20 protein-coding genes are annotated in these 21,324 nt (G+C 52.2%); 13 read left to right on the forward strand and 7 right to left on the reverse strand.

What is annotated here, in order from left to right; translation table 11 throughout:
- Nucleotides 1–92: 92 nt before the first annotated feature.
- The 5 genes from AC3WT9_RS19670 to AC3WT9_RS19690 all read left to right on the forward strand — a co-directional run bounded on the left by AC3WT9_RS19670 (nt 93) and on the right by AC3WT9_RS19690 (nt 4,252).
- Entirely contained in the window at nt 93–887 is a 795-nt protein-coding gene (locus AC3WT9_RS19670; RefSeq protein WP_341096044.1) for a DUF3891 family protein, read from the forward strand.
- A 98-nt stretch (nt 888–985) separates the two neighbouring features.
- A complete protein-coding gene (locus tag AC3WT9_RS19675) occupies nt 986–1,681 on the forward strand; it encodes an ion channel (protein ID WP_341096043.1) in 696 nt (231 codons plus the stop codon).
- A gap of 65 nt (nt 1,682–1,746) precedes the next feature.
- Nucleotides 1,747–2,682 carry a metallophosphoesterase gene (locus AC3WT9_RS19680; protein WP_341096041.1) on the forward strand — a complete coding sequence of 312 codons (936 nt, stop codon included), beginning with the start codon at nt 1,747–1,749 and terminating at the stop codon, nt 2,680–2,682.
- A gap of 53 nt (nt 2,683–2,735) precedes the next feature.
- Nucleotides 2,736–3,278, forward strand: coding sequence for a GNAT family N-acetyltransferase (locus AC3WT9_RS19685; protein ID WP_341096039.1), 543 nt, complete (start codon nt 2,736–2,738; stop codon nt 3,276–3,278).
- A gap of 227 nt (nt 3,279–3,505) precedes the next feature.
- Nucleotides 3,506–4,252 carry an NADPH-dependent oxidoreductase gene (locus AC3WT9_RS19690; RefSeq protein WP_341097776.1) on the forward strand — a complete coding sequence of 249 codons (747 nt, stop codon included), beginning with the start codon at nt 3,506–3,508 and terminating at the stop codon, nt 4,250–4,252.
- Nucleotides 4,253–4,343: 91 nt separating this feature from the next.
- On the opposite strand, the gene AC3WT9_RS19695 is transcribed toward AC3WT9_RS19690, so the two are convergent.
- Nucleotides 4,344–5,156 (reverse strand): histidinol-phosphatase, encoded by an 813-nt coding sequence (locus AC3WT9_RS19695; RefSeq protein WP_341096037.1) that lies wholly within the window; start codon nt 5,154–5,156, stop codon nt 4,344–4,346.
- 100 nt (nt 5,157–5,256) lie between these two features.
- The gene (locus AC3WT9_RS19700; protein WP_340896738.1) at nt 5,257–6,159 is read right to left on the reverse strand and encodes a LysR family transcriptional regulator; all 903 of its coding nucleotides are present in this window, start codon (nt 6,157–6,159) and stop codon (nt 5,257–5,259) included.
- Nucleotides 6,160–6,557: 398 nt separating this feature from the next.
- Here AC3WT9_RS19700 and AC3WT9_RS19705 point away from each other — a divergent pair, with 398 nt between their 5' ends.
- The 5 genes from AC3WT9_RS19705 to AC3WT9_RS19725 all read left to right on the forward strand — a co-directional run bounded on the left by AC3WT9_RS19705 (nt 6,558) and on the right by AC3WT9_RS19725 (nt 11,439).
- Entirely contained in the window at nt 6,558–7,013 is a 456-nt protein-coding gene (locus AC3WT9_RS19705) for a chemotaxis protein CheX (RefSeq protein WP_341096034.1), read from the forward strand.
- 27 nt (nt 7,014–7,040) lie between these two features.
- The gene (locus AC3WT9_RS19710; RefSeq protein WP_341096032.1) at nt 7,041–7,817 is read left to right on the forward strand and encodes an SDR family NAD(P)-dependent oxidoreductase; all 777 of its coding nucleotides are present in this window, start codon (nt 7,041–7,043) and stop codon (nt 7,815–7,817) included.
- Between the two features lie 172 nt (nt 7,818–7,989).
- A complete protein-coding gene (locus tag AC3WT9_RS19715) occupies nt 7,990–9,477 on the forward strand; it encodes a DEAD/DEAH box helicase (protein WP_341096030.1) in 1,488 nt (495 codons plus the stop codon).
- Nucleotides 9,474–10,220 (forward strand): ABC transporter ATP-binding protein, encoded by a 747-nt coding sequence (locus AC3WT9_RS19720; RefSeq protein WP_341096029.1) that lies wholly within the window; start codon nt 9,474–9,476, stop codon nt 10,218–10,220. The genes AC3WT9_RS19715 and AC3WT9_RS19720 overlap by 4 nt, the downstream gene beginning before the upstream one ends.
- 1 nt (nt 10,221) lies before the next feature.
- The gene (locus AC3WT9_RS19725) at nt 10,222–11,439 is read left to right on the forward strand and encodes an ABC transporter permease (protein ID WP_341379716.1); all 1,218 of its coding nucleotides are present in this window, start codon (nt 10,222–10,224) and stop codon (nt 11,437–11,439) included.
- Between the two features lie 265 nt (nt 11,440–11,704).
- Here AC3WT9_RS19725 and AC3WT9_RS19730 read toward each other — a convergent pair whose 3' ends face one another.
- The 4 genes from AC3WT9_RS19730 to AC3WT9_RS19745 form a co-directional block, all read right to left on the reverse strand.
- Nucleotides 11,705–11,815 carry a hypothetical protein gene (locus AC3WT9_RS19730; protein ID WP_020429695.1) on the reverse strand — a complete coding sequence of 37 codons (111 nt, stop codon included), beginning with the start codon at nt 11,813–11,815 and terminating at the stop codon, nt 11,705–11,707.
- A gap of 152 nt (nt 11,816–11,967) precedes the next feature.
- Nucleotides 11,968–13,269, reverse strand: a complete 1,302-nt coding sequence (locus tag AC3WT9_RS19735; RefSeq protein WP_341096027.1) for an aminotransferase class I/II-fold pyridoxal phosphate-dependent enzyme — start codon at nt 13,267–13,269, stop codon at nt 11,968–11,970.
- Nucleotides 13,270–13,944: 675 nt separating this feature from the next.
- Nucleotides 13,945–14,421: a DUF1036 domain-containing protein gene (locus AC3WT9_RS19740; protein WP_341096026.1), complete on the reverse strand. Its 477-nt coding sequence runs from the start codon at nt 14,419–14,421 to the stop codon at nt 13,945–13,947.
- A 129-nt stretch (nt 14,422–14,550) separates the two neighbouring features.
- Nucleotides 14,551–15,165, reverse strand: coding sequence for a pyridoxamine 5'-phosphate oxidase family protein (locus AC3WT9_RS19745; RefSeq protein ID WP_341096025.1), 615 nt, complete (start codon nt 15,163–15,165; stop codon nt 14,551–14,553).
- Nucleotides 15,166–15,303: 138 nt separating this feature from the next.
- Between AC3WT9_RS19745 and pdxR the strand changes: the two genes are divergently transcribed.
- From pdxR to gpmA, 3 genes are all read left to right on the forward strand, one after another.
- Nucleotides 15,304–16,863: a MocR-like pyridoxine biosynthesis transcription factor PdxR gene (gene pdxR / locus AC3WT9_RS19750; RefSeq protein ID WP_341096023.1), complete on the forward strand. Its 1,560-nt coding sequence runs from the start codon at nt 15,304–15,306 to the stop codon at nt 16,861–16,863.
- 123 nt (nt 16,864–16,986) lie between these two features.
- Nucleotides 16,987–17,772 (forward strand): helix-turn-helix domain-containing protein, encoded by a 786-nt coding sequence (locus tag AC3WT9_RS19755; protein ID WP_038596047.1) that lies wholly within the window; start codon nt 16,987–16,989, stop codon nt 17,770–17,772.
- A gap of 535 nt (nt 17,773–18,307) precedes the next feature.
- Nucleotides 18,308–19,057, forward strand: a complete 750-nt coding sequence (gene gpmA / locus AC3WT9_RS19760; RefSeq protein WP_038596044.1) for a 2,3-diphosphoglycerate-dependent phosphoglycerate mutase — start codon at nt 18,308–18,310, stop codon at nt 19,055–19,057.
- Nucleotides 19,058–19,163: 106 nt separating this feature from the next.
- Here the strand turns inward: gpmA and AC3WT9_RS19765 are convergent, their stop codons facing one another.
- A complete protein-coding gene (locus tag AC3WT9_RS19765) occupies nt 19,164–21,218 on the reverse strand; it encodes a methyl-accepting chemotaxis protein (RefSeq protein ID WP_341379715.1) in 2,055 nt (684 codons plus the stop codon).
- Nucleotides 21,219–21,324: the final 106 nt, after the last annotated feature.

The raw sequence follows: 21,324 nt of genomic DNA on the forward strand, positions 1-21,324 counted from the left end.
GAATAGCCAAACTCAAACAAATATAGATGGATATGTTATAATCTCCTTAGTTGAGCCAACACCAGGCAGTGGAGAATCGGGGAGGAATTACGTTGATTTGTAGGGAACAGGACGGAGTATTTGTAATGGTTAAGCAGCATGAGCACGGGCGGCTGGCCGGAGAATTTGCGCAATGGTTCAAGGAAGAACATGTACCCGAGGGAAACCGGCGTGCAGAGGTGCTGCGTGCGGTCAGCAACCATGACAGGGGCTGGATTGATCTCGATGAAACGCCTTTCTGGAATGATGCGGCAGGAGCACCTTACAGCTTCATAGATTTTCCCGTAGTGCCGAAGCTTACGTTCTACAAACGTGGACTTAATGAGATTGAAGCGGACACACCGTACGGTGCGCTGCTGTGCAGTCTGCATTTTGAACGGCTGATTGAGGTATCCGGGGAAGAATGTCCGGAGCTGAGCGCCTATCTTAAAGATGAGGAGGAGCGCAGGGCCCGCATCCACCGCGATCTCGAGAAAAACCAGCCGATCGGAGAAGGTGAGCTGTATTATGATGCCAGGCTGCTGCAGTTTTCTGACGATCTCTCATTGTATCTGGCTCTGAATGAGCCGGGAAGCCCCAAATCGGAAGAACATCCGTGGTGGAAGGACGGCTTCTCCGGAAGTGAGGATTTCAGCTTTACGTCAGGACGTCTGATTTCGGCGGAATGGCAGGATGCATCCACACTAATGCTCGACCCTTTCCCGTTTACAAGGGATGTCGAGGTGGCAATGGTACTGCGTAAGGTCAGCAAGAAAGAAATCGCCAGCAAGGGAATTGCTGCTGCATACAGCTCTGCACCGGAAGAAGAATGCCGGATTACCGTCACCAGCAGGCCTAGGGCGGATTAATCAAACGGCACGGAAAGCGGACCACTCAGGAATGAATCAGCGGCTGCTTATCTTACCGCTACCCATTGCCCGTACCTTAGAACAGGAGTGTAATGGCTATGGCTTGGTGGGTATGGACCCTCAATATAGCAGTGATTATACTGCTGTCGTTTTGGTTTTTCCGGATGAAGCTGAGCTGGATGGGAAAAGGGGTTCTATTGGCCCCCGTTCTAATCTATGCGCTAATTTCGGTTGAGGATTTGCTGAACTGGATTGACCTGGGCTCCATCGTACCGGGCAACCGGGGATTAAGGGGACTGATTTTACTCTTTGCCCTGGCCTCGGTGCTTTTCTACATTCTGTTCATTTTTCATGAAATCAAGGAATCGAACAGCAAGGAAGTCAGGCTGCAGCAGACACTGGTCCGTATCAGTATTGCTGCTTTTACCTGCATTATTTTTTTTACAGTCGTATATACATCCATATATAAGCTATTTGGACAGTCCTCTTTTCAGGGCAAAGGAATAGGGGATGATCTGCTCAGCCAGCTGATTACCTTTCTATATTTCAGCGTGGCCACCTTTACGACTGTCGGCTATGGAGATGTGGCTCCGGTAGACAATACTTCGCGGCTCGTGGTCATCATGCAGATCAGCTTCAGCTTCATTACTGTAGCCTATGCCCTGTCCATGCTGGGCTTGTTCCGCAAGATTCTCGGCCCCGGTACGGAAGCAGAGGTTGAGGCGTCCATCGAGGTGAATATTGATGATGAAGTGGACAAAGCGGTAGAAGATGTAAAAGATGAGATCAAGTGAATTTAACAGTTAGCGGAGCGGATTGTATTGTATTTCAAGCTCCTGCAAGGAAGGAGGGTCTCCCTATGAATAAAAAAGCGTCCGGGGGTTCTCCCAATGATGGTCCACCTCTTGTTGCCGGCGGCGGTTACAACACTCCACTACCACCCGGGAAGGGCAGCGGCCGCAAAATTACCCGCCGCCAGTTCCTGACCCGCGGAGCGGCTACTATGTTTGGTGCCGCGCTGCTCGGCGGCGGATATGTGTGGCAGGGAGAACCCAACTGGCTTGATATCACGAGGCTGGAAATTCCGCTGAAGAATCTCCCTTCCGCGTTTGCCGGTACCCGGCTGGTTCATTTCAGTGATGTGCATCTGGGCTTCAACAAGGATGCTCATGATTTGGCCCGGCTGATTAAGCACATTGAGGCCGCAGAGCCGGATATCATTTGCTTTACCGGGGATATTGTAGACAGCTATGCAGAGGACCTGAAAGAATCCGTAGCGCTGCTCGCGGAACTTCATGCCCCGCTGGGGAAATATGCGATATTCGGCAACCATGATTATAAGAACACGGAATTGCTTGCGCAGCTGCTGCAGTCTGCCGGGTTCACATTGCTGAGGAATCAGTCATATCTTATCAAGCAAGGCGGTGCAGTGATGGCGGTTGCTGGCCTGGAAGACATGCTGCACAGCCGTCCCGATCCGGAAGCTGCACTCAAAGGCATCCCAAAGGGGACATGTACGGTGCTGATGATGCATGAGCCGGATTATGCTGACACGGCGGAAAATTATCCCTTCGATCTTCAGTTGTCGGGGCACAGCCATGGAGGGCAGATCCGTCTTCCTTTTGTTGGCGCAGCCTACACCCCATACGGGGCAGTTAAATACATAAGCGGACTGTATCATACAGAGAATAAAGCCATGCCGGTCTATGTTAACAGAGGCTTCGGCGAGACTTATATGCCGTTTCGCCTGTTATGCCGGCCGGAGCTTACTGTGATTACGCTGCGCCGGGCGTAAGTAGCAATATATTTGAAATTCCCAAATTAAGCTGCAAGGGAAGAGGAGTGCGAATGATCACTTACGAGTCTGCAGGATTCATGGCTCAGCAAGGAGCCGCAGTGGAACTCCGGACGATGTTGCCTGCCGAAGGTGACAGGCTTAAGATGCTGCTCTCTCACCCGGATGTGCAGCGCCACATTTTGCATCGCAGTACAGCGGGTTCACAGCCAGCCCATCTGGATCAACTGGTGAACCGTATGCTGTATCCCTACGATCCTTGCGCGCTGCATGTCGGGATCTATTGCAAAGATGCGCCGGAGCTGATCGGCACCGCCTCACTTCAGAGCTGGAACCGTCATGAAGGCAAAGCCGTACTAGGCTACATGCTCGATCCCGTATGGTGGGGGCAGGGCCTTGCTACAGAGGCCATTGGATTGTTGCTGGGCTACGGCATGCGGGAGCTTCGCTTGACCCATGTGGAGGGACGCTGCCGCGGTGATAACCTCAGGTCCGAACGGGTTATGCTCAAAAACGGTCTGACGCTGGAACGGATCATGCCAATGGCCGATGGCTCGGGCGATGTAATGAAAGTATTCACATTGTTACACAATTGAAATAATGCCGTTATCAAACTCTAACAGTGTCCGGTTAAACTAAGTACATGACCCCCTTTTGAAAATATAACTGCTGTTGGGACCCGATGATTCGGGTCCATTTTTTTTGTTCTGGTGCCAATCCATTGGGGAACCGGAAGCGGGGAGGGACTGGAAGCTCCCGCAGCTGTTAGTATATGATGGTTGTACAATTATAGAGATTTTAGGAGGATGTAATCTTGAATGAAGTGCTGAAGACATTAAACAATCACCGGTCTTTCCGGAAATACGCGCTGCAGCCTGTTGAGCCGGATAAGCTGCAGATGATTATTGAGGCCGCTCAATCGGCCCCATCCTGGGTGAACGGGCAGCAGGTCAGCATTATTGCTGTGCAGAATGAGCAGCGCAAGGCACAGCTTTCGGTCTTAAGCGGGAATCAGAAGCATGTGGCCGACGCCCCGGTATTTTTGATCTTCTGCATGGATTTTTACCGGGCCAAGCTGGCCGCCGAGCTGGAAGGGCAGCCCTTTGAGGCTGTGCACGATGTGGATGCGCTGCTGGTCGGTGCGGTGGATGTGGGAATCGCTTTGGAGAGTGCGGTTGCCGCTGCGGAATCCATGGGGCTGGGCATCATTCCTATCGGTGGAATCCGCCGCAATACTGGAGGCGTAATTGAATTGCTGGACTTGCCGGAGTATGTATTCCCGGTGGTCGGCTTATGCGTAGGATATCCTGCCGAGGAGCTGCCAAAGAAGCCGCGTCTTCCGCTGGGGGCGGTTTTTCACGAGGAGCGTTATAACCTTGATCAGAAGGGATTTATACAGGAGTACAATCAGGCGTACCGCGGGTATCTAAAAGCTCTCGAAATGACGGAGAGGGATTGGAGCGCTACGATCGCCCATTTCTACGCTCTTAATCCTCAGTATGGAGATGCGCAGCATACGCTGAAGAAGCAGGGGTTTACCTGTGATAATCTGCAGAAACCGGGAGAATAACAAAATGCACCGCAGCGTTAACGTAATGGATGTCATGCTGTCCATCGACCGTTGAGCACTGCGGTGCATTTTTTTGTAAAGTCACAGGGTGTCACTGCAGCGGAACTGTAATCTTCCCGCGCCGTTTGTAGTATACCCAGTGAGTGAACCCGATTTCTTTAAGGCGTGCAACCACAGCCTCCCGCTGGTCAGCAACCCGGGACGGCAGATGTGCATCAGAGCCAAAGGTGACTTCCACTCCGTAATGCAGTGCACGTGCCAGAATATCATCCGAGGGATACCAGCCGCCGCACAGCTTGGTGCATCCGGAGGTGTTGATCTCGATGGCGACGCCGCATTCGCCGATTACGCGCAGGCATTCGTCGGTTTCTGCAGGCGTAGAGATTTCCGCAAATTGCGGATAGTTTCCTTTCATGGCATCAATATGGCCAAGGATCTGAAACATGCCGGTACGCGCGGATTCGGAGATCAGCCGGTAGTATTCGGCTTTTGCCGCGGCTTTCTCCCGGCGGTCAAGTCCTTTCCAGCGCCCCTTATTAAAGATGCTTACACCCTTGACACTATGTACCGAGCCAATGATGTAATCAAAGGGATAAGCGGAAAGGGTTTGGCGGTAGAGTTCGGCATGTTCCGGGAAATAATCGGATTCAATGCCGAGCAGCACATCAATTTTGCCTTCGTATTCTTTCTGCAGGGAGAGCACTTCTTCTACGTAATGGACAAGCTCCGATTTGGCCATGGCGATTTTGGGAAAGGCCTGCTCGGACGGACTGCCGAAATAAGGAGTGTGATCAGATATGCCGATGACGCCCAGACCGGCGTTGATGCCGGCTTCAATATAGTCCCTGATGCTTCCGTCGGCATGGCCACAGCGGAAATGGTGGGTGTGTAGGTCAAATTTCATGGATATATTTCTCCTTTAGGCCAAATTTTACGAAAACAGTTCATGAAGTATCGGACTTTGGGAACAGCTCCGACAGATGGATTCAAAGCTCTGCGAGGCTCTACTCCGAGCCGATAAATTGGGTTTCCGGCATGCCCTTTAGATCGCTTAAGAATTGCCTCATGGCCGAATTGACATATTTGCCGGACTTGGTAATGACACCTACGGGATGCGTGACCTCTAGTTCGATAATCGGCACGATTTTGAGTGTGCCGCTGCGGACCTCTGCTGTAACTGACTGTTTGGAGATAATGGCTGCGCCGAGATCAAGCTCGACCATCCGCTTAACCTCCTCGCTGCTGGTCAGCTCCATGATGACCTGCGGCTGGATGCCGTGTTTTGCGAACACCTCATCGGCGAATTTGCGGCCGACCGTGTCGGGAGACAGGAGGATGAGCGGTGTTTTACCCAGGGCTTCAATCCCGGCCGATTTGACCTGGGCCAAAGGATGCCTTGGGGAAACAACCAGTTCAAAAGTATCATAATACAGCACAGAAGTGGTCATGGCAGGACTCCGTCCAATCAGATAACCGATGCCGACATCGACCAGGCCGTTTTCGACATGCTGATAGATTTGTGATGAAGACATCGAGGAAATCGAAGTTTTGATATGCGGAAACTGGTCTTGAAAATAGGACAGGATACGCGGCAGGATTTGAATGGCAATGGAGGTGGTCGTTCCGAGAATAATATGCCCTTGGGGATTCTCATCAAGATCCGCAAGGCGCTGCTTAAGCTCTTCGACAATACTCACGATCTGCTCTGCATGCGTAAGGAACACTTTGCCTCTGTCCGTCAAGGTAACGGGCTGGTTACGGTCAACGAGCTGAGTCTTGAACTCTTCTTCCAGACTTTTGATTTGTGCCGAAACTGCAGGCTGGGTCAGGTTAAGCAACTCACCTGCCTTGCGGAAGCTCATCGTTTTGGAGATCGTAATCAGCGTTTCGAGCTGGCTGATGTTCATGGACTTGCCCCCCTTTTTGACTACCGGATAATGCTGCCGCTTCGCCCTGTAATGGGAACAACGGACGATTTTCCCGGGACGGCATAGCTGATTGGTGCCTGATCAATAAGACTTTTATAGGTGCTCGGGTCTCCGCAATAATGCAGGAATTCACTTCGGTCCATAGCCGGATTGAATGTGGATATGCAGTTATATCTTACGCCGGTTGTTGGCATTTGATTAAATTATAGGAGATTCCTTCCGGCAGAGCAATGTTGCCAGGCAAACTATCTTGTGATTTCCTTAGACACCCCCATTAATTTTTGGTGAATAATGCCGATATATGAAGTATAATTATAAATTATTGAATAGGACTTTCGGTATATGACTAAAGACTGGTAGAGGGGGGACACATCTTAATGAAAGCAGAAGTAATTAATCCGTTTTTAGAGTCTGCACGCATTGTAATTGAGCAGGTTATACAAGTCTCGCCATCCACCGGTAATCTGGGCATTAAGGATATTGAACTTATCGATAATCATATATGGATTCAAGTGGGTATGACGGGTCAATTAAGCGGAAATATTATCTTTGGGATTGCAGAGCAGGTTGCACTGAAAATGGTATCGGCCATGATGGGCGGTTACGTGATTACAGAGATGGACGAGATGGGGCAGAGCGCGATTTCGGAACTGGGCAACATGATCAGCGGAAATGCCAGTACGATTCTTTCCAACCAAGGTGTAACTGTGGATATTACTCCGCCCAAGCTAATGAAGAGTGAGGGCATGTCTGTACTGCCGCGCAGAGCACTGAGCATCCCGCTCTTGATGGAAGGCATCGGGGAACTTGATATCCAAGTGATGATCTCTTAGGCGGACAATTGGGAGCTGAAGATTTTCATGCAACTTAAAGACAAGATTGTTGTTATAACAGGGGCTTCAAGCGGGATCGGGGCGCTGACAGCGCAAATGCTCAGCAAGCGTGGGGCTGTCCCTATTCTTCTGGCCCGTTCGGAAGATAAACTGAAAGAAACGGCGGCCGGTATTCCGGGCGTTTTTGGACTGTACACCTGCGATGTCAGAGATGAGGCGGAAGTGAAGCGGACCTTTGGCGAAATTCTGGCGGTGTACGGCAGGATCGATATCCTGCTCAACAACGCCGGATACGGCAAATTCGCCGGTTTTACCGAGATGGAACCCCAGGAATTCGATGATATGATGGATGTAAACTATATGGGCATTGTACGTTGTACGAAGGCTGTAGTTCCGCATATGCTGCAGCGGGGAAGCGGGCAGATTGTTAATGTGGCTTCCATGGCCGGCAAGATTGGTACAGCCCGTGCCGTTGCTTACACAGCAACCAAACATGCGGTTCTCGGTTTCACGAATGCGCTTCGCCAGGAACTCCGGAAGAGCGGGATTATCGTTTCGGCGGTGAACCCGGGGCCGATTGCCACCGACTTTTTCAAAACGGCTGATCCATCAGGTAAATACGAGAAAAGTGTAGCCCGGATGATGATGACACCACAGCATGTGTCCTCCAAGATCGTCAAGCTGATGGAGAAAGGCAAAGAGGAAGTAGACCTGCCCGGTCTGGCGGGCTTCGGCATCCGGCTGTATGCTTTGTTTCCACGGCTGGCGGATAAGCTGACCTATAACGTTATGAACAGAAAATAAAGGTTTCATCAGCGGGTGTCTGTCGTCATTCTGCAGGGCGGCAGTCATTTTTGCAGGTCTAGCCTGCGCTAATTACAGCTTATCCTTGCATAGACGGCCTTCCATTTGGTGGAGAGGCCTTTTTGGCATATAATGAAGATATTAACTTAAGCGAAAAGGATGAATTACAATTATGAATAAAGCTTCTTTTGCGGCCATCGGCATCCAGGAGGACCTTGTTGCCAGATTGTCGGAATTCGGCATTACTGATCCATCTCCGGTACAGGAGCAGACGATCCCGCTTCTGCTGGAGGGGAGGGATGTGTTGGCTGCTTCCCAGACAGGTACCGGCAAAACCTTGGCGTACCTGCTGCCGCTGATTCAAGGGATTAACCCGGAGCACCGGGTAGTCCAAAAGCTGGTGCTGGCACCAACCCAGGAGCTGGCGATGCAAATCCTCCGTGAGGCCGAGCGCTATGGGTCCCACCGGGGGATTAAGGCGATGGGCCTGATCGGCGGAGCGGCGATCAAACGCCAGATTGACAAGCTGCGCGAGCATCCCCAGCTCGTAGTGGGCACTCCTGGACGCGTACGGGAGCTGATCGGCCTCCGCAAGCTGAAAATGCATGAGGTCAGCACGATCATCATCGATGAGGCGGACCAGATGTTCCAGCTCAGCGGAGCCGGTGAAGTGGCGAAGATCGTCAGCAGCGCGCTGCGCACGCGCCAATTGGTCATGCTGTCTGCGACCATCGGACCGGAGACCCAGGCGCTAGCTGCACGGGAGATGAAGAACCCGGCTGAGGTCGGCATTGATCCCGGAGTGATGACGGCACAGAGCCTTGAGCATCACTATGTGGTGGCTGAGGAACGGAACAAGATTGATATGCTGCGCCGGGTCATCCGCCATTACAACCCGCAGCGGGCGATAGTGTTCGTGAATGCTACCGAGGACATTGCCGAGGTGGAAGCAAAGCTGAACCATCTTGGGCTTACGGCGGCGGCGATCTATGGGGATGCGGATAAGGTGACACGCAGCAATGTGCTTACCCGGTTCCGTGACGGCAAGTTCCGCGTGCTGGTGGCGAGCGATGTGGCGGCCCGTGGCCTGGATATCGAGAATCTGACGCTGGTAGTGAGCTTTGATCCGGCGTTTGACTCGGAGCATTATGTGCACCGGGCAGGGCGTACGGGACGTATGGGACGCCGCGGACTGTCGGTCTCCATTGTAACGGAGCAGCAGACGTTCATTATGCGCAAATTCGCCCGAGAGCTGAATATCACGCTTGAGGAGAAGGAAATGGTCGCCGGCAAGGTTATGGCGGCTGATGAAGCCCGCAGCCCGCTGGGCGGCGGCGAACGCGGGCGCGGGGAAAGTGCCACCCCGCGCAAGGAAGGCGCCGCACCGCGCAGCGGCAAGCCGCCTGTACGGACATCGGCTGTGCAGGCCGATGCGGCCATCAAACCGGCCTTGCCGCGGCAGGGCCAGGCGGGAACTGCCGCAGGCGGAGAAATGCGGCGCGAAGGGCACCACGGTACGGGCCCGGCTGCAGGCGGGCGCGGCGGTTCAGCTCCTGCGGGTAAACCGCGCAGCAGCAGTGCGGAACGTGAGAAGAACCGCAAGAACAAGGGAGCCCCGAAATGGCTCAAGAACAAAACCCCGAGAGGTGACGGTCAATGAATACAGCCCCCGTACTCGAGATTACGGGCTTAAGTGGTGGGTATAGCCTGAACAAGCCGGTGCTTCATGATATCGGCCTTCAGGTGCAGCCCGGTGAAATGGTTGGACTGATCGGTTTGAACGGAGCCGGAAAAAGTACGACAATGAAACATATCCTCGGCCTGATGTCGCCCCATAAAGGTGAAATTACCGTGAAGGGCAAAACCCGCAGTGCTGACCCGGAGGGGTATCACAGCGCATTGTCATTTGTGCCGGAATCTCCTCTGCTTTACGAGGAAATGACGGTCCGCGAGCATGTTGAATTCACTGCCAGAGCCTACAGCGTGGAGCGCAGCGACTATGAATCCCGCAGCGGGCAGCTGGCCGCACTCTTTAATATGGAGGACAAGATGGATACATTGTCCTCCCATTTATCCAAAGGCATGAAGCAGAAAGTGATGATTATGTGCGCTTTCGTGGCACGTCCGGCACTGTATGTCATTGATGAGCCCTTTCTTGGCCTGGATCCGCTGGGCATCCGCTCTCTGCTCGACTTCATGCTGGATTTGAAAAAAACGGGGGCGTCGATCCTGCTGAGCTCCCATATCCTTTCCACAATCGAGAACTACTGCGACCGCTTTATCGTGCTGCACCGCGGCAAGGTTATTGCCGAAGGCACGCTTGCAGAGATGACCGCAGCTGCAGGGCTGCAGGGCTTGAACTTGGAGCAGCTGTTCTACGAATTGGTTCAGGGAGGGAAATGATATGGATTTAAAGGAGCTGCGCCGGCAGCGGCGCAGCCGGTTTATGGGAAGCATGCTGCCTTATGTGGGGTATGTCATTAAGAGCGGTGTAGCGATGCTCTTGCTTCTGCTGCTGATTGTCTTCTCGGCCTGGTATACTTCGCTGCTTCGGGATACTCCGTCAGGGATTCCGATCCGCTGGGTTATGCTGGTCCTGCTGCTGCCTGCGGCAGTGCACAGCAGCTTCCGGACGTATCTGCAGAGTCCGGATACTATATTTCTGCTTCCGCAGGGACACCGGATGAAGGAATATTTTGCCCGTAGCTGGGTAAGCGGTAATGTGTGGAAAATTGTGCGCCTGCTGTTTGTACTGATCACCGTCTGGCCCTTGTACATACGTACGGATGAATCGCCTAGGAGTCTATTTGCTACCGTCCTCATTCTGATTCTGGTGAAATTGCTGTCCAGCTACGGGCTATGGCGGGAAACCGCAATGATATCCCGCCCGGCCGCAGCGGCCTACAACCTGCTGCGCTGGGCAGTAGGCGGATTAATGATTGCGGCATGGCTGTGGCAGCCGTCTCTCCGGGCCCTGATCTTCATATTGATCCTGGCGGCGGCATATTTGGCTGCATGCTCTGTTCCCGGACGGCATTCCGTTCCCTGGGAGCGTCTGATTGCCATGGAGAAGAACCAGGGGTCGAGGGCCTTGATGATTCTCGGCTGGTTCGTGGATGTGCCGGGACGTGAGCAGCGGGTATACGCCCGGCGTTACCTGTCACGCTGGGGGAGCGGTATCGCATGGCGGAGTAACGCTGCTTACCGCTTCCTGCTGACCAAAAGCTTTGCCCGGGGCGATGTCTTCGCCATTGTGATGCGGATCGCTGTCCTGGCGTTGCTGCTGGTCTGGTGGAATCGCGGCAGCTATGTGGGAAGCGGCATTTACTTGTTCTTCCTGTTCATCATGGGCATTCAGCTGTCGGCTTTGCGCAAGCTGCATAGCGAGTCGTTCTGGCTGTCGGTGTATCCTCTGCCAGAGGGCAGCAAGGGTGAAAGCACGAACCAGTTCATCTTCCGCGCCCTTTTGCTGCTAGCCTTGCTGACCGGCCTGCCATTTCTGGCCACAGCGGGTGAACGTCCGCTGCCTGTTCTAGGCACCTTCCTTGCCGGAGTGCTATTGGCCTACGTGTTCAAGGAATACTTGAAGCGCAAAGAGGCCGCGGTGGACGAGGATTTCTAACTTTTGGTGAGACCCGAGTGGAATGCCGGCAGGCCTGTATTCTGCTCCAAGCACAAAGACGCCTTGATAAGAGCGGATGCTCCCGTCAAGGCGTCTTTGTTTATATGTTTCACGCTATAAATTATCCTTCTATTTCTCGCTGAAACGGATACCGTCCTTTTGAGGACGGCAAAGCCGTTTCCACTTGTGATTAGCAGAATAGGGAATGCTGCCACGCGGGAACGGGAGAGAGCCCGAGGCTCCCTCCCGGGAGAGTCATTCCCGGTTAGACAAAGAGTGAACGGCTGATGATAACCAGCAGGATAAAAAGAACTAAAATTGCACCTGTGCTGGTAAATCCAGGGTATCCGTATCCGCCTCTTACTTCTTCGCTCATGTTCATTCCCCTTTCGAATGTGTTTGCTGTACTTGAGTACATCGTATTGTATGTGCGGATAGATTAACGTGTATAGGCCAATGTCGCAGGGAAAGCCAAAAAAAATCAGCTCCGGGTACCCGGAGCTGATTTCGAGATCAATGGTTTTGGGGTCAGGCTTTTTCCAAATCGCGGATTCCCGCATAAACCAGGTCGAACAAATCTTCAAGCTGCTCCTCTTCAATACAGGAGAAGGCGATGCGCAGATCGGTTTCGCCCAGGGCGATTGTGCCCAGGCCATAATTGTGGATCAGATGCAGCCGCAGGTCTTCAGCTGATACAGTGTGCAGCTTCAGACACATAAAGTAGCCGGAGTTGAAAGGATAATACGTCCATACGTCATCGCCGTATTTCCCGCTGTCCAGCAGCGCCTTCACTTTGTTGGCACGGCCTTTCATGATCTGGAACTTTTCTTCCTTCTGTTCGGCGAACTGCGGGGCCTTCAGTGCATCCAGCACAAACGTCTGAGACGGGTGTGCACCGCTGGAAATAGTGGCGCGGATAATGCCGAGCGTTTTCTGTTCCAGTGCTGCAAGCAGCTCCTTGTTCTCGGAAGCGTAAGTGATGAAGCCGACGCGGAAGCCCCAGACAAATTCCTCTTTGGTGGCCCCGTCAATCTTGACGGCCAGCACGCGCGGATGGAGATTGGCCAGACGGCCGAACAACGATTCCTTGAGAGAATCCTCGAAGAAAAGTCCGAAATACGCGTCATCGCTGACGACTACGACATTGATGCCTTCCTCGGCAGCGCGCAGAATCGCGGCAACGATGGCTTCTCCTTCTTTTAGGCCGGGAGTATAGCCTGTAGGGTTATTAGGGAAGTTGAGCAGGACAATAGCTTTGCCGCGTCCCTTCTGGGCGAGCAGCGCTTCCAGCAGTCCTTCACTATTGAATTTCATATCTTCAGTGAAAAGCGGATAGTTGACGATTTCGCTGAGCCGGCGGATGCCGAAGGTCAGCTCGTAATTCTCCCAGTTCTTGTCCGGATAGATGATGGCATCGCCTTGTTCTGCGAACAGATCGGCAACTATGCTGAGCCCGTGCGTCAGGGCATTGGTAACGATAGGGTTGCCGAAGGATTTGTCTTCGAGCGATGGATTTTCACGGAGCATTTTTTCCCGCCATACAGTTCGCAGCTCTGGTTTGCCTGCAGGAGGAGCATAGCCGTACAAGTCTTTGGGACTGTAAGCAGAGAGCTTATCCTGAATGACACCAAGGTGCATAGGCATGCCATTCTCGGTAGCAATACCGATGGTTGCATTGTATTTCTTGGCGTGAGCTGTTGCTTCTGCGGATTGGCTCAGGATGCCCTCTTTAGGAAAATAGATCGCCTTGCCAAGATCGGAGAGCATATCGTACACATGTTCATTGCCTGCCTTGATGCTTTCGTTTAATTGTCCAGCCAGTGGATTCATCAGTTTCATCCTTCCGGTATTCTTCTGGGATATATACGTTAACATTGCCTAACATTATATCACCGTGATTCCCTGCCGTCACTGATGAAATTGACGCCTGACATCCTTCTGGGCAAGAAACAGAAATCACCGGGGAAACAGCAGAATCCGGTTCTTCCCAGCCAGCCTCTCTTCAAACTGGAAGATCTCTGGGGAAGCAGCGGATTTAGTAATGAAAGTAGGGTAAAGTAGGGCCCCTAAAAGCCCGCAGCGGGTTCGTTTACTCGAGGGACGGACTCAGGAGACTCTATGGAGAGTAGAAACCCTGTTTATTCTCTTTTGCGGACCCAGACGGCCTTATCTGCTCTGCATTCTATCTAAAGGCGGCCATCAGGGGAAAATAACTGCGCTGGAGTCCGTTTTCCTGCTTTAACAGGCTAAAAGCTCAAAATAGGTGCAACTCGGTCCGTTTGTACTCAGATCAAGGAATACACTTCCCGGACGCACACACGTCTTCGGAAGAAGAGCGAAGTCTCTGAAACACCGAGACATATGCCTCCGCCGAAAAAACTGCCTATTAGCGAAATGCCTTTCTCCGCCTGTGATCAGAAAATGGTATTGTACCCATGATTCCTTGGGTATACAGCAGTAGGTTTTGGCGGGAAAGCGGTTCGAAGACATGTCCTAGTTCAACTTTTAAAGTTTCTTGCGGTTAACCGGTTTAGGTGCTTTTTTTACGAGTTTGGTCGGTAATGCCGTCAGGACATTTTTTCGCTTAGCTTTTCTTAGGGTGCTGCTTGTAATAAGGTTGATTGTAAAGTTAACAACGCCCTCTTCTATATTAATTCTTCTAAATCTGAGTCTTCTGCAATTAGCGCATAAGCTTCCGGGTACATCCCGGCTCCAACATCCATTGTGGCCATTATTAGGAACATCTATAGGAAAACTACCTGACCATACAAGAGTTCTTGACACATTCTCAGCATAATAATAAAATGTGCTCCCCCCTACCCTACCACTAACAACTCGTCTCGTTTGACCAGGCTCCAAACGGTACCAGGCAGCCAATATACCTCTCTCTCCTATTATGGGTATCCCGCATCTATTCATATCGGGAAAATAAATCGCCACACGCAGAGCAGAATTGGTGCTATTGTGAAAAAAAAGACTCATTTTTCTCCCTCCTCCTCTTAATGGCTGTACCACAATCCACTATATGCAAAAGATTGCTGACGGGAGTGGACAAAGATGAAGGAGTATTTTCATATAAAAATAGCTCTTAAGAAATTTCGATTACTTAAGTCAGCTATGGTGGGGGCAGTATTTTTTCATCATTTCTATCGTTTCAGCATCGCGTTCTCCGTTTCTCTCCGCCAGACCCCGGGTGATGCCGGCCCGTTCCTCTTCTTTCAGATTCTGTCCAAACTTAAATTTGGCTGTCAGCTCATCCGGAACAATTCGTACGACCGCAACACCCTTCAGCCGCGAGCGGTATTTCGGATCTTCGGCATCAATAGGATCAAAGCCGCCCTCGGGCTGCAGCTTGTTCATAAACCGGGACAATACAGCAGCCTTCTCGGCGGACGCCTCCACAAGTTCTGCCACTCCATAAGCAGTTACGCTTTTAAAATAGGCCGTGGCAGGGCAAGCGAGATGGGGATCGCTGAAATAAGAGGGGATTAGCGCGTATTCGTCGGCAACGGTAAAGCAGACCCGCGCCTGCTGGCGGATGCTCTCCATTTTGCCTCCGGCATGACTGCCGTGGAAATAGAAGCAGCCCTCCATATAGACGAAATTCAGCGGAGTGACCCGCGGCTGTCCCTGTTCATCGCTTGTACCGAGAAAACCAAAGCTCATTTCTTGCAAAAATTGGGCCACTTCTTCTTCCTGCTCTATCTTAAATTCTTTTCTGCGCATAATACACGTCCTTTTCATCATAGTGGCGGAGTACTTACCTTGAGTAATTGTTTACTTAGAATAGTTGATAAATTGACAATGAAAAAGGACCGGTTTAGAGTTATTTTATTAGTCCACTTTTGAGGAAAGGGTGGGGAGATGAATTTCACACTGCCATATGACCAGTACCTGGCCATCCACCGTTATAAATATCTGGCGTTATATCATGCGCTCCGGGCAGCGATCCTGGAGGGGATACTTCCCGGGGGGACAAGGCTGCCGTCAACAAGACGGCTTGCCGAGCTGTATCTTGTGTCGCGCGGTTCAGCATCACAGGTATATGACATGCTGCTGGCTGACGGTTACATCAAGACTGAGAAGGGCCGGGGTACCTTTGTTTCAGATGACAGCTTTTTTCCTGCTGCCGGGGGAGAGCCGGTATACAGGGAGGATTCAACCGATCATCAGGTGGTTGATTCACCAAGGGCCGGTGCTGGATTCAATCCGGCCGGTGAGGAAATTCGCACACCTGATCGGGAATTCCTTGAACCTGGAGCGGTCCCGCTTTCCTCTTGGGGTGAGCGCCTGATGGATCGCCAAGTTTCCATCTACGGGCAGGCTGGTGAAGATGCCATCAGCTTTCGCAGCAGTGGCATGCGGATCGAGCATTTTCCTTACGGCGAGTGGCGGAGCGCACTGAATTATGCCGGAGGCAAGGGAGGCGGGATGCTGGAGGGCTATTGTCCGCCGCAAGGGGAGGAGAGCTTGCGGCGGGCAATAGCTGCCCATTTGCGGATTACCCGGGGAATCCGAGCCGATGCGGAGCAGATCGTGCTGTTCAGCGGCTCGATGCAGGGCATTGTACTTCTGGTGCAGCTGCTGCTGGAACCGGGGGAAACTGCCGTTGTGGAAGATCCCGGATTTCATGGCATCCGCCGGGCAGTGGAGATTGGCGGCGGTAAGCTGCTGCCGGGACGGGTTGACGAGAGCGGGCTTGTGCCCGAGGATTGGGCAGCCCGGCTGCTGTTTGTGACGCCGAGCCGCCAATTTCCCACCGGAGCGGTACTGCCGCTCGACCGGCGGCGCAGCTTACTGGAATGGGCCCGGCGGCAGGAGGCGGTCATTGTCGAGGATGATTATGACAGCGAGTTCCGCTGGGGCGGCCGGCCGATTGAACCGCTGAAGGCGCTCGACCGGGAGGACCGGGTGGTGTATATCGGCTCCTTCTCTAACAGCGTGTTCTCCGGGCTACGGCTCGGGTTCGCCGTGCTGCCGCCTTCGCTGGTGGGTCCTGTGACAGCGGCCAAGGCGCTATATGAACCGCTTCCAGGCGCACAGCTTGAGCAGCGGGCGTTGGCCCGGTTCATGAGCACTGGCGGATACAGCCGCCATCTGCGGCGGATGACGCGCATATACGGGGAGCGTGCCCGCATGTTCCGTGCGCTTCTGAATGAGCGGCTCGGAATGCTCTTTCAGCCGTTGCCCGGCGATTCCGGCCTGCATATTTATGCCCGGTGGCTGCGCTCGGAACAGGAGTATTCCGCCTTCCGTGAAGCGGCTTTGCAGCGAGGCGCAGACTTCCGCGACGTTGCACTGTACCGGATAGGCCCGGGGAGTCCGGCGGCTTGCTTTTCTTTTTCCCATCTCGATGCTGAGGCACTGGAAGAAGGGGTGAACCGCCTGCTTCTGGCCTGGAAGGATGTGCAAAAATACACGTGACAAGGTATTATAAGAGTAAGGAAAATGTATGCTTTCAAAACTTAAGCATATGCTTTCGAAGCGATTTTTTGTCGAAGCTAATTCAGTGAGGTAACGCTCACAAAAAATTTAGGAGGAAATATTATGCTGCATGCATCGCCGTCCTCTTTTGTGATCCTGCCTGCTCTGGCGAAAATTGTCTGCGAACCGGGCTGGAAGTGGCAAAAAAGAGAGAAGCCGCTGCAAAATTATGATCTGTTCTATGTCTGGAGCGGAGAAGGTACGGTTGTGCGCAGCGGAGTGCCTTTCAAGGTAGGAAAGGGAAGCTGCTTCCTGTTCCGTCCGGGCGACTTTACGTATGCGACCCATAATCCGCAAAAGCCGCTAGTGCTTACATACATTCATTTTGACGTAACCGAAGAGGTCACGGATATTCCCCAGCCTTATCGTGAATTGACCGAAACAGTGGAATTCGAGCACCTGCTCGCCCGTTATGTCCGCCTGTTCCTGGTGAAGACCTACGCTGCAGAAGAGGAGGGGCGGCTGATCTTGAAGCAGCTGATGATTCATCTGCTGCGCGAGGACCGGGTGATGCCGGTAGAGCGGCATGTCAGCAATCAGCTGGCTGAGGTCATCCACGAGGTGGCCAACTACGTCAGCCAGCATCCCGGAGCGGCGCACCGGGTAGAGGATCTGGCAGCCCGGGCAGGGCTGTCGCCACGGTATTTTTCGATCAAATTCAAAGAGATTACAGGTTCCTCGGTCCAGTCCTATGTCATCCGTGCCCGGATTGAGCGGGCCCAGCACCTGCTGCTATATGCCGGGATGAATGTCACCGAGGTAGCCGATGCACTGGGCTATCGCGATATTTTCTTTTTCAGCCGCCAGTTCAAGCAGCATACGGGGAAAAGTCCGTCTGAAATCCGCTGATTCTTCCTTTTGTTTCAGCTTTTTGCTGCAAGGGTAAATACGTTGCAACTTAGTATGCGAGGATTTACATAGCAGCTTGGAAGGGAGAACATAACTGATGTTTAGAGGACGCAGAATATGCAATAGTGAATGTAAAGGTGGAGGCGCCGGGGTTTTTCGAAACCGCTGGAGACGCTTGAAGCAGAATAACATGGCAGCTACAGACTGTTGGTTCTGACAACTAGGGCAGTATCAAATACAAGCGGAGAACCGGGGCCTTGCGGCGTCCGGTTTTTTGAATGGTTCATGGTTCATAGACTGGCATGTAGAAGAAAAGGGTCCAGCGGATTCTTTCTGAATAGAAGATACAGGGCGCTGTTTTGCGGTACTGGGGTGTATTCTTCTATCTCTGCAGGGGGCATAAGGATAAAGGGATTTTTGTATGAGCGTACAATTGTTCAGCCCAACCCTGAGAAAGCATCGGTGAGCCGCTGAATTCATATACTGAGCAGCAGAAAAAATGACCAAACCAATGGCTTAAGGAAGGAGAAAGAATATGTATGAAATCGTATTGATACGGCATGGGGAGAGCGAGTACAACCGTCAGAATTTATTCACAGGCTGGAGCGATCCCGATCTGACGGAAAAGGGAATAGAAGAGGCCAAAGCGGCCGGGAAGCTGTTGAAGGAAGCAGGCTATACGTTCGATCTGGCCTTCGCTTCTGTACTGAAACGTTCGATCAAGACACTTAATTATGTGCTGGAGGAAATGGATCTGCTGTGGATTCCCGTACAGAAATCATGGAAGCTGAATGAGCGCCATTATGGTGCGCTGCAGGGGCTGAGCAAGAGTGAGACTGCGGTCAAGTATGGTGAAGAGCAGCTTCATATCTGGCGGCGCAGCCTGTCGGTCCGTCCGCCGCTGCTGGAGCCGGATGACCCGCGTTATGCCAGAAACGATATCCGCTACAAGGAGGTGCGCTCCGGGGATATCCCGCGCGGCGAGAGCCTGGAGGATACCGTTCACCGCGTCGGCGATTTCTGGGGCAAGCGGATTGTGCCGCTGATCCGCAAGAAAGAGCGGGTGCTGATCTCGGCACATGGCAACACCCTGCGGGCGCTGATCAAATTTATGGAGGACATTGACGAGACAGCGCTGCTCGACCTTAATGTTCCGACCGGTGTTCCGCTGGTCTATAAGCTGGATGACGATGTGAAGCCGATCAGCCGCTTCTATCTCGGCGTGCCCGAAGAGGTGCAGGCCAAAGCCCGTGAGGTGGCTAACCAGAGCAAGGTAACGGAGTAGCGGTATCCGGGCGTTGTCTAAACGAAATCATCCATGAAACCCAAAAGCAGCAGGTCCCTGTAACAGCGACCTGCTGCTTTTGCTGCTTTCTGATGAAGATGTAATGCTATTCCAACTTGAATTTGGAGGCGGCCTCCGCCAGGCTTTTGGTTAACCCGTCAATGGTTTCGACCATATCGGCTAAACGGTGAACCATGGAAGATTGCTCATGCATTGTTGCTGTGACCTCTTCAACCGAAGCCGAAACCTGCTCACCCGATGCCGACAGATTCTGCGTGGATTCCAGCATTTCGTCCTTGTCATGCTGCATAAGATCAATGTCATCAGCCATGCTCTTAATCTGTTCGGTGATATCCGTAATATTCTGGTGAATGGCATGGAAGGCCTGCCGGGTTCTGCCTACATACTCGTCCTGCTGTGTAGAAATATCCTTAATCTGCTGCACGCTCTGATGGTTTTCCTGTACGAAAGCCAGGTTCTGCCCGATGATCCCGTTGATTTCACTGGACTGGATGGAGCTCTGTTCAGCCAGCTTGCGGATTTCAGTGGCAACTACGGCAAATCCCCGTCCATATTCCCCGGCCCTTGCCGCCTCGATAGAGGCGTTCAGTGCAAGCAGATTTGTCTGCTTGGCGATATTGCTGATCGCTCCGGTGATCTGGCCGATACTGCTCGAGCTTTCCTGCAGCTTCAGGGTAATCGCAGAGATTTTCTGTACTTCCTCATCGTTTTGCTCGCTGATATTGGACAGCTCTTCTACAACCTGATTGCTGCTGTGGAAGACTTCAATAATTTCATCGGCCCGCTCTTTGACGGATTGGGCTTTTTCATTCATGGAGACGAATTTCTCGCCGAAGCTGAGGAATTTATCCACAATCGTCTCGGTATCATGCGCCTGCGACTCTATGGCTGTGGCAATTTCTGCAGTGGTTACCGTTGTCTCGCCGATCGATTTGGCTGTCTGCTTGGAGGACTCGTCCAGATCCTTGGTGCTTGAATTAAGCACGGAAATGGAGGTGTTCATATTCGTAATCAGCAATTTGTTCTGCTGAGCCATCGTATTAAAGCTGTCGGCAAGCTCCTTGAATTCACTATTATATTTTCCCGTGGCAGTAACCTGCAGGTCGCCTGAGGCCAGCTGTCTGAACAATTTGCTCAGCTGCACAATCGGCCGTGTGATCGATCTGGATACTATCAGGCCTATCGCAGTAACGAGCAGCACGGCCAATATGGAAATGGCGACAATCTGCTTAAGCATGGACATAATCGGCATTTTGATATCCTCGTAAGAATCAATGACCGATACTATCCAGTCGGCATCTGGAATCTTGTTGTACCGGAGATATTCTGTTCCGAGATCACTTTCTCCGGTGAGGATATCGTCTTTCGCCTGCAGGTTAAGCAGAGCTTCGGTACCTTCAGGTTTTAATCCTATTCTTTTCTCATCCTTCGAATTGTACAGCACGATTCCGCTCCGGCTCAGAATTTCAATCTGGCCGTGGCCGTTAATTTGAATTTTTCCTAATTTATCTATAAAAAATTCGGAGCTCATGTTGGATGAATACACGCCGATTACCTTGCCGTTTAAATCCTTAATCGGCCGGGAAAAAGCTATAATCAACTGGCCTGTGCTTTGGGATATCGTGGCATCGCTGATAAAAGCCTCGCCTTTTATGGATTTCTGGAAATATTCCCTGTCTGAGCGTGATTCGCCGACGGTCTCTTTATTGCTTCCGGCAACAATGGTCCCTTTGGCATCAAGGACGACCATGGATTGGCTGCCCCTTGTGTTCTTCAGGATTGTAGCAAGCTTCTCATTGGAGGCACTGTAATAAGGGTTCTTCCCGGAAAAGAACTCGGTTTCGGACAACGTTCCCTCCTCCCGCAGATTCAACAGCGCGCGGAACAATTCCTGCGATGAAATCAGGTAAGAGGCCTCCTTCTGCAGCTGCACGGCAGTCCATAAGCCTTCCCCGATCCGGTCAGAGTTGGCGGTAATCTCGTCTTTACTTTTTTTGAGCAGCAGTTCCGAGCCCAAGCTGTACACTGAGACGGATATAGCCAGCACACTGGCGATTACCAGCAGGGTAATCAGCCCGGGAAGCTTGATCCTTAAAGATAAGTTAGTGAATTTGCCGAGCCGGTCTTTCGATTTGTTCATGTAAAAGTTCCCCCTGATGTATGTATGGTCCTACATGTATATCGGAGGGATCATGTTGATAATCAAGAGGAAACATCAGCCAAAAGCTTGAAATTAGTAATAAATA

It is taken from the genome of Paenibacillus sp. EB106-06-01-XG199, from assembly GCF_058791575.1.

What these genes read in the sequence shown, in the direction of transcription:
- AC3WT9_RS19675 (WP_341096043.1), top strand. Translation starts at nt 986, where the DNA reads ATGGCTTGGTGGGTATGGACCCTCAATATAGCAGTGATTATACTGCTG.
- AC3WT9_RS19680 (WP_341096041.1), top strand. Translation starts at nt 1,747, where the DNA reads ATGAATAAAAAAGCGTCCGGGGGTTCTCCCAATGATGGTCCACCTCTT.
- AC3WT9_RS19685 (WP_341096039.1), top strand. Translation starts at nt 2,736, where the DNA reads ATGATCACTTACGAGTCTGCAGGATTCATGGCTCAGCAAGGAGCCGCA.
- AC3WT9_RS19695 (WP_341096037.1), bottom strand. Translation starts at nt 5,156, where the DNA reads ATGAAATTTGACCTACACACCCACCATTTCCGCTGTGGCCATGCCGAC.
- AC3WT9_RS19700 (WP_340896738.1), bottom strand. Translation starts at nt 6,159, where the DNA reads ATGAACATCAGCCAGCTCGAAACGCTGATTACGATCTCCAAAACGATG.
- AC3WT9_RS19705 (WP_341096034.1), top strand. Translation starts at nt 6,558, where the DNA reads ATGAAAGCAGAAGTAATTAATCCGTTTTTAGAGTCTGCACGCATTGTA.
- AC3WT9_RS19710 (WP_341096032.1), top strand. Translation starts at nt 7,041, where the DNA reads ATGCAACTTAAAGACAAGATTGTTGTTATAACAGGGGCTTCAAGCGGG.
- AC3WT9_RS19715 (WP_341096030.1), top strand. Translation starts at nt 7,990, where the DNA reads ATGAATAAAGCTTCTTTTGCGGCCATCGGCATCCAGGAGGACCTTGTT.
- AC3WT9_RS19720 (WP_341096029.1), top strand. Translation starts at nt 9,474, where the DNA reads ATGAATACAGCCCCCGTACTCGAGATTACGGGCTTAAGTGGTGGGTAT.
- AC3WT9_RS19725 (WP_341379716.1), top strand. Translation starts at nt 10,222, where the DNA reads ATGGATTTAAAGGAGCTGCGCCGGCAGCGGCGCAGCCGGTTTATGGGA.
- AC3WT9_RS19730 (WP_020429695.1), bottom strand. Translation starts at nt 11,815, where the DNA reads ATGAGCGAAGAAGTAAGAGGCGGATACGGATACCCTGGATTTACCAGC.
- AC3WT9_RS19735 (WP_341096027.1), bottom strand. Translation starts at nt 13,269, where the DNA reads ATGAATCCACTGGCTGGACAATTAAACGAAAGCATCAAGGCAGGCAAT.
- AC3WT9_RS19740 (WP_341096026.1), bottom strand. Translation starts at nt 14,421, where the DNA reads ATGAGTCTTTTTTTTCACAATAGCACCAATTCTGCTCTGCGTGTGGCG.
- AC3WT9_RS19745 (WP_341096025.1), bottom strand. Translation starts at nt 15,165, where the DNA reads ATGCGCAGAAAAGAATTTAAGATAGAGCAGGAAGAAGAAGTGGCCCAA.
- pdxR (WP_341096023.1), top strand. Translation starts at nt 15,304, where the DNA reads ATGAATTTCACACTGCCATATGACCAGTACCTGGCCATCCACCGTTAT.
- AC3WT9_RS19755 (WP_038596047.1), top strand. Translation starts at nt 16,987, where the DNA reads ATGCTGCATGCATCGCCGTCCTCTTTTGTGATCCTGCCTGCTCTGGCG.
- gpmA (WP_038596044.1), top strand. Translation starts at nt 18,308, where the DNA reads ATGTATGAAATCGTATTGATACGGCATGGGGAGAGCGAGTACAACCGT.
- AC3WT9_RS19765 (WP_341379715.1), bottom strand. Translation starts at nt 21,218, where the DNA reads ATGAACAAATCGAAAGACCGGCTCGGCAAATTCACTAACTTATCTTTA.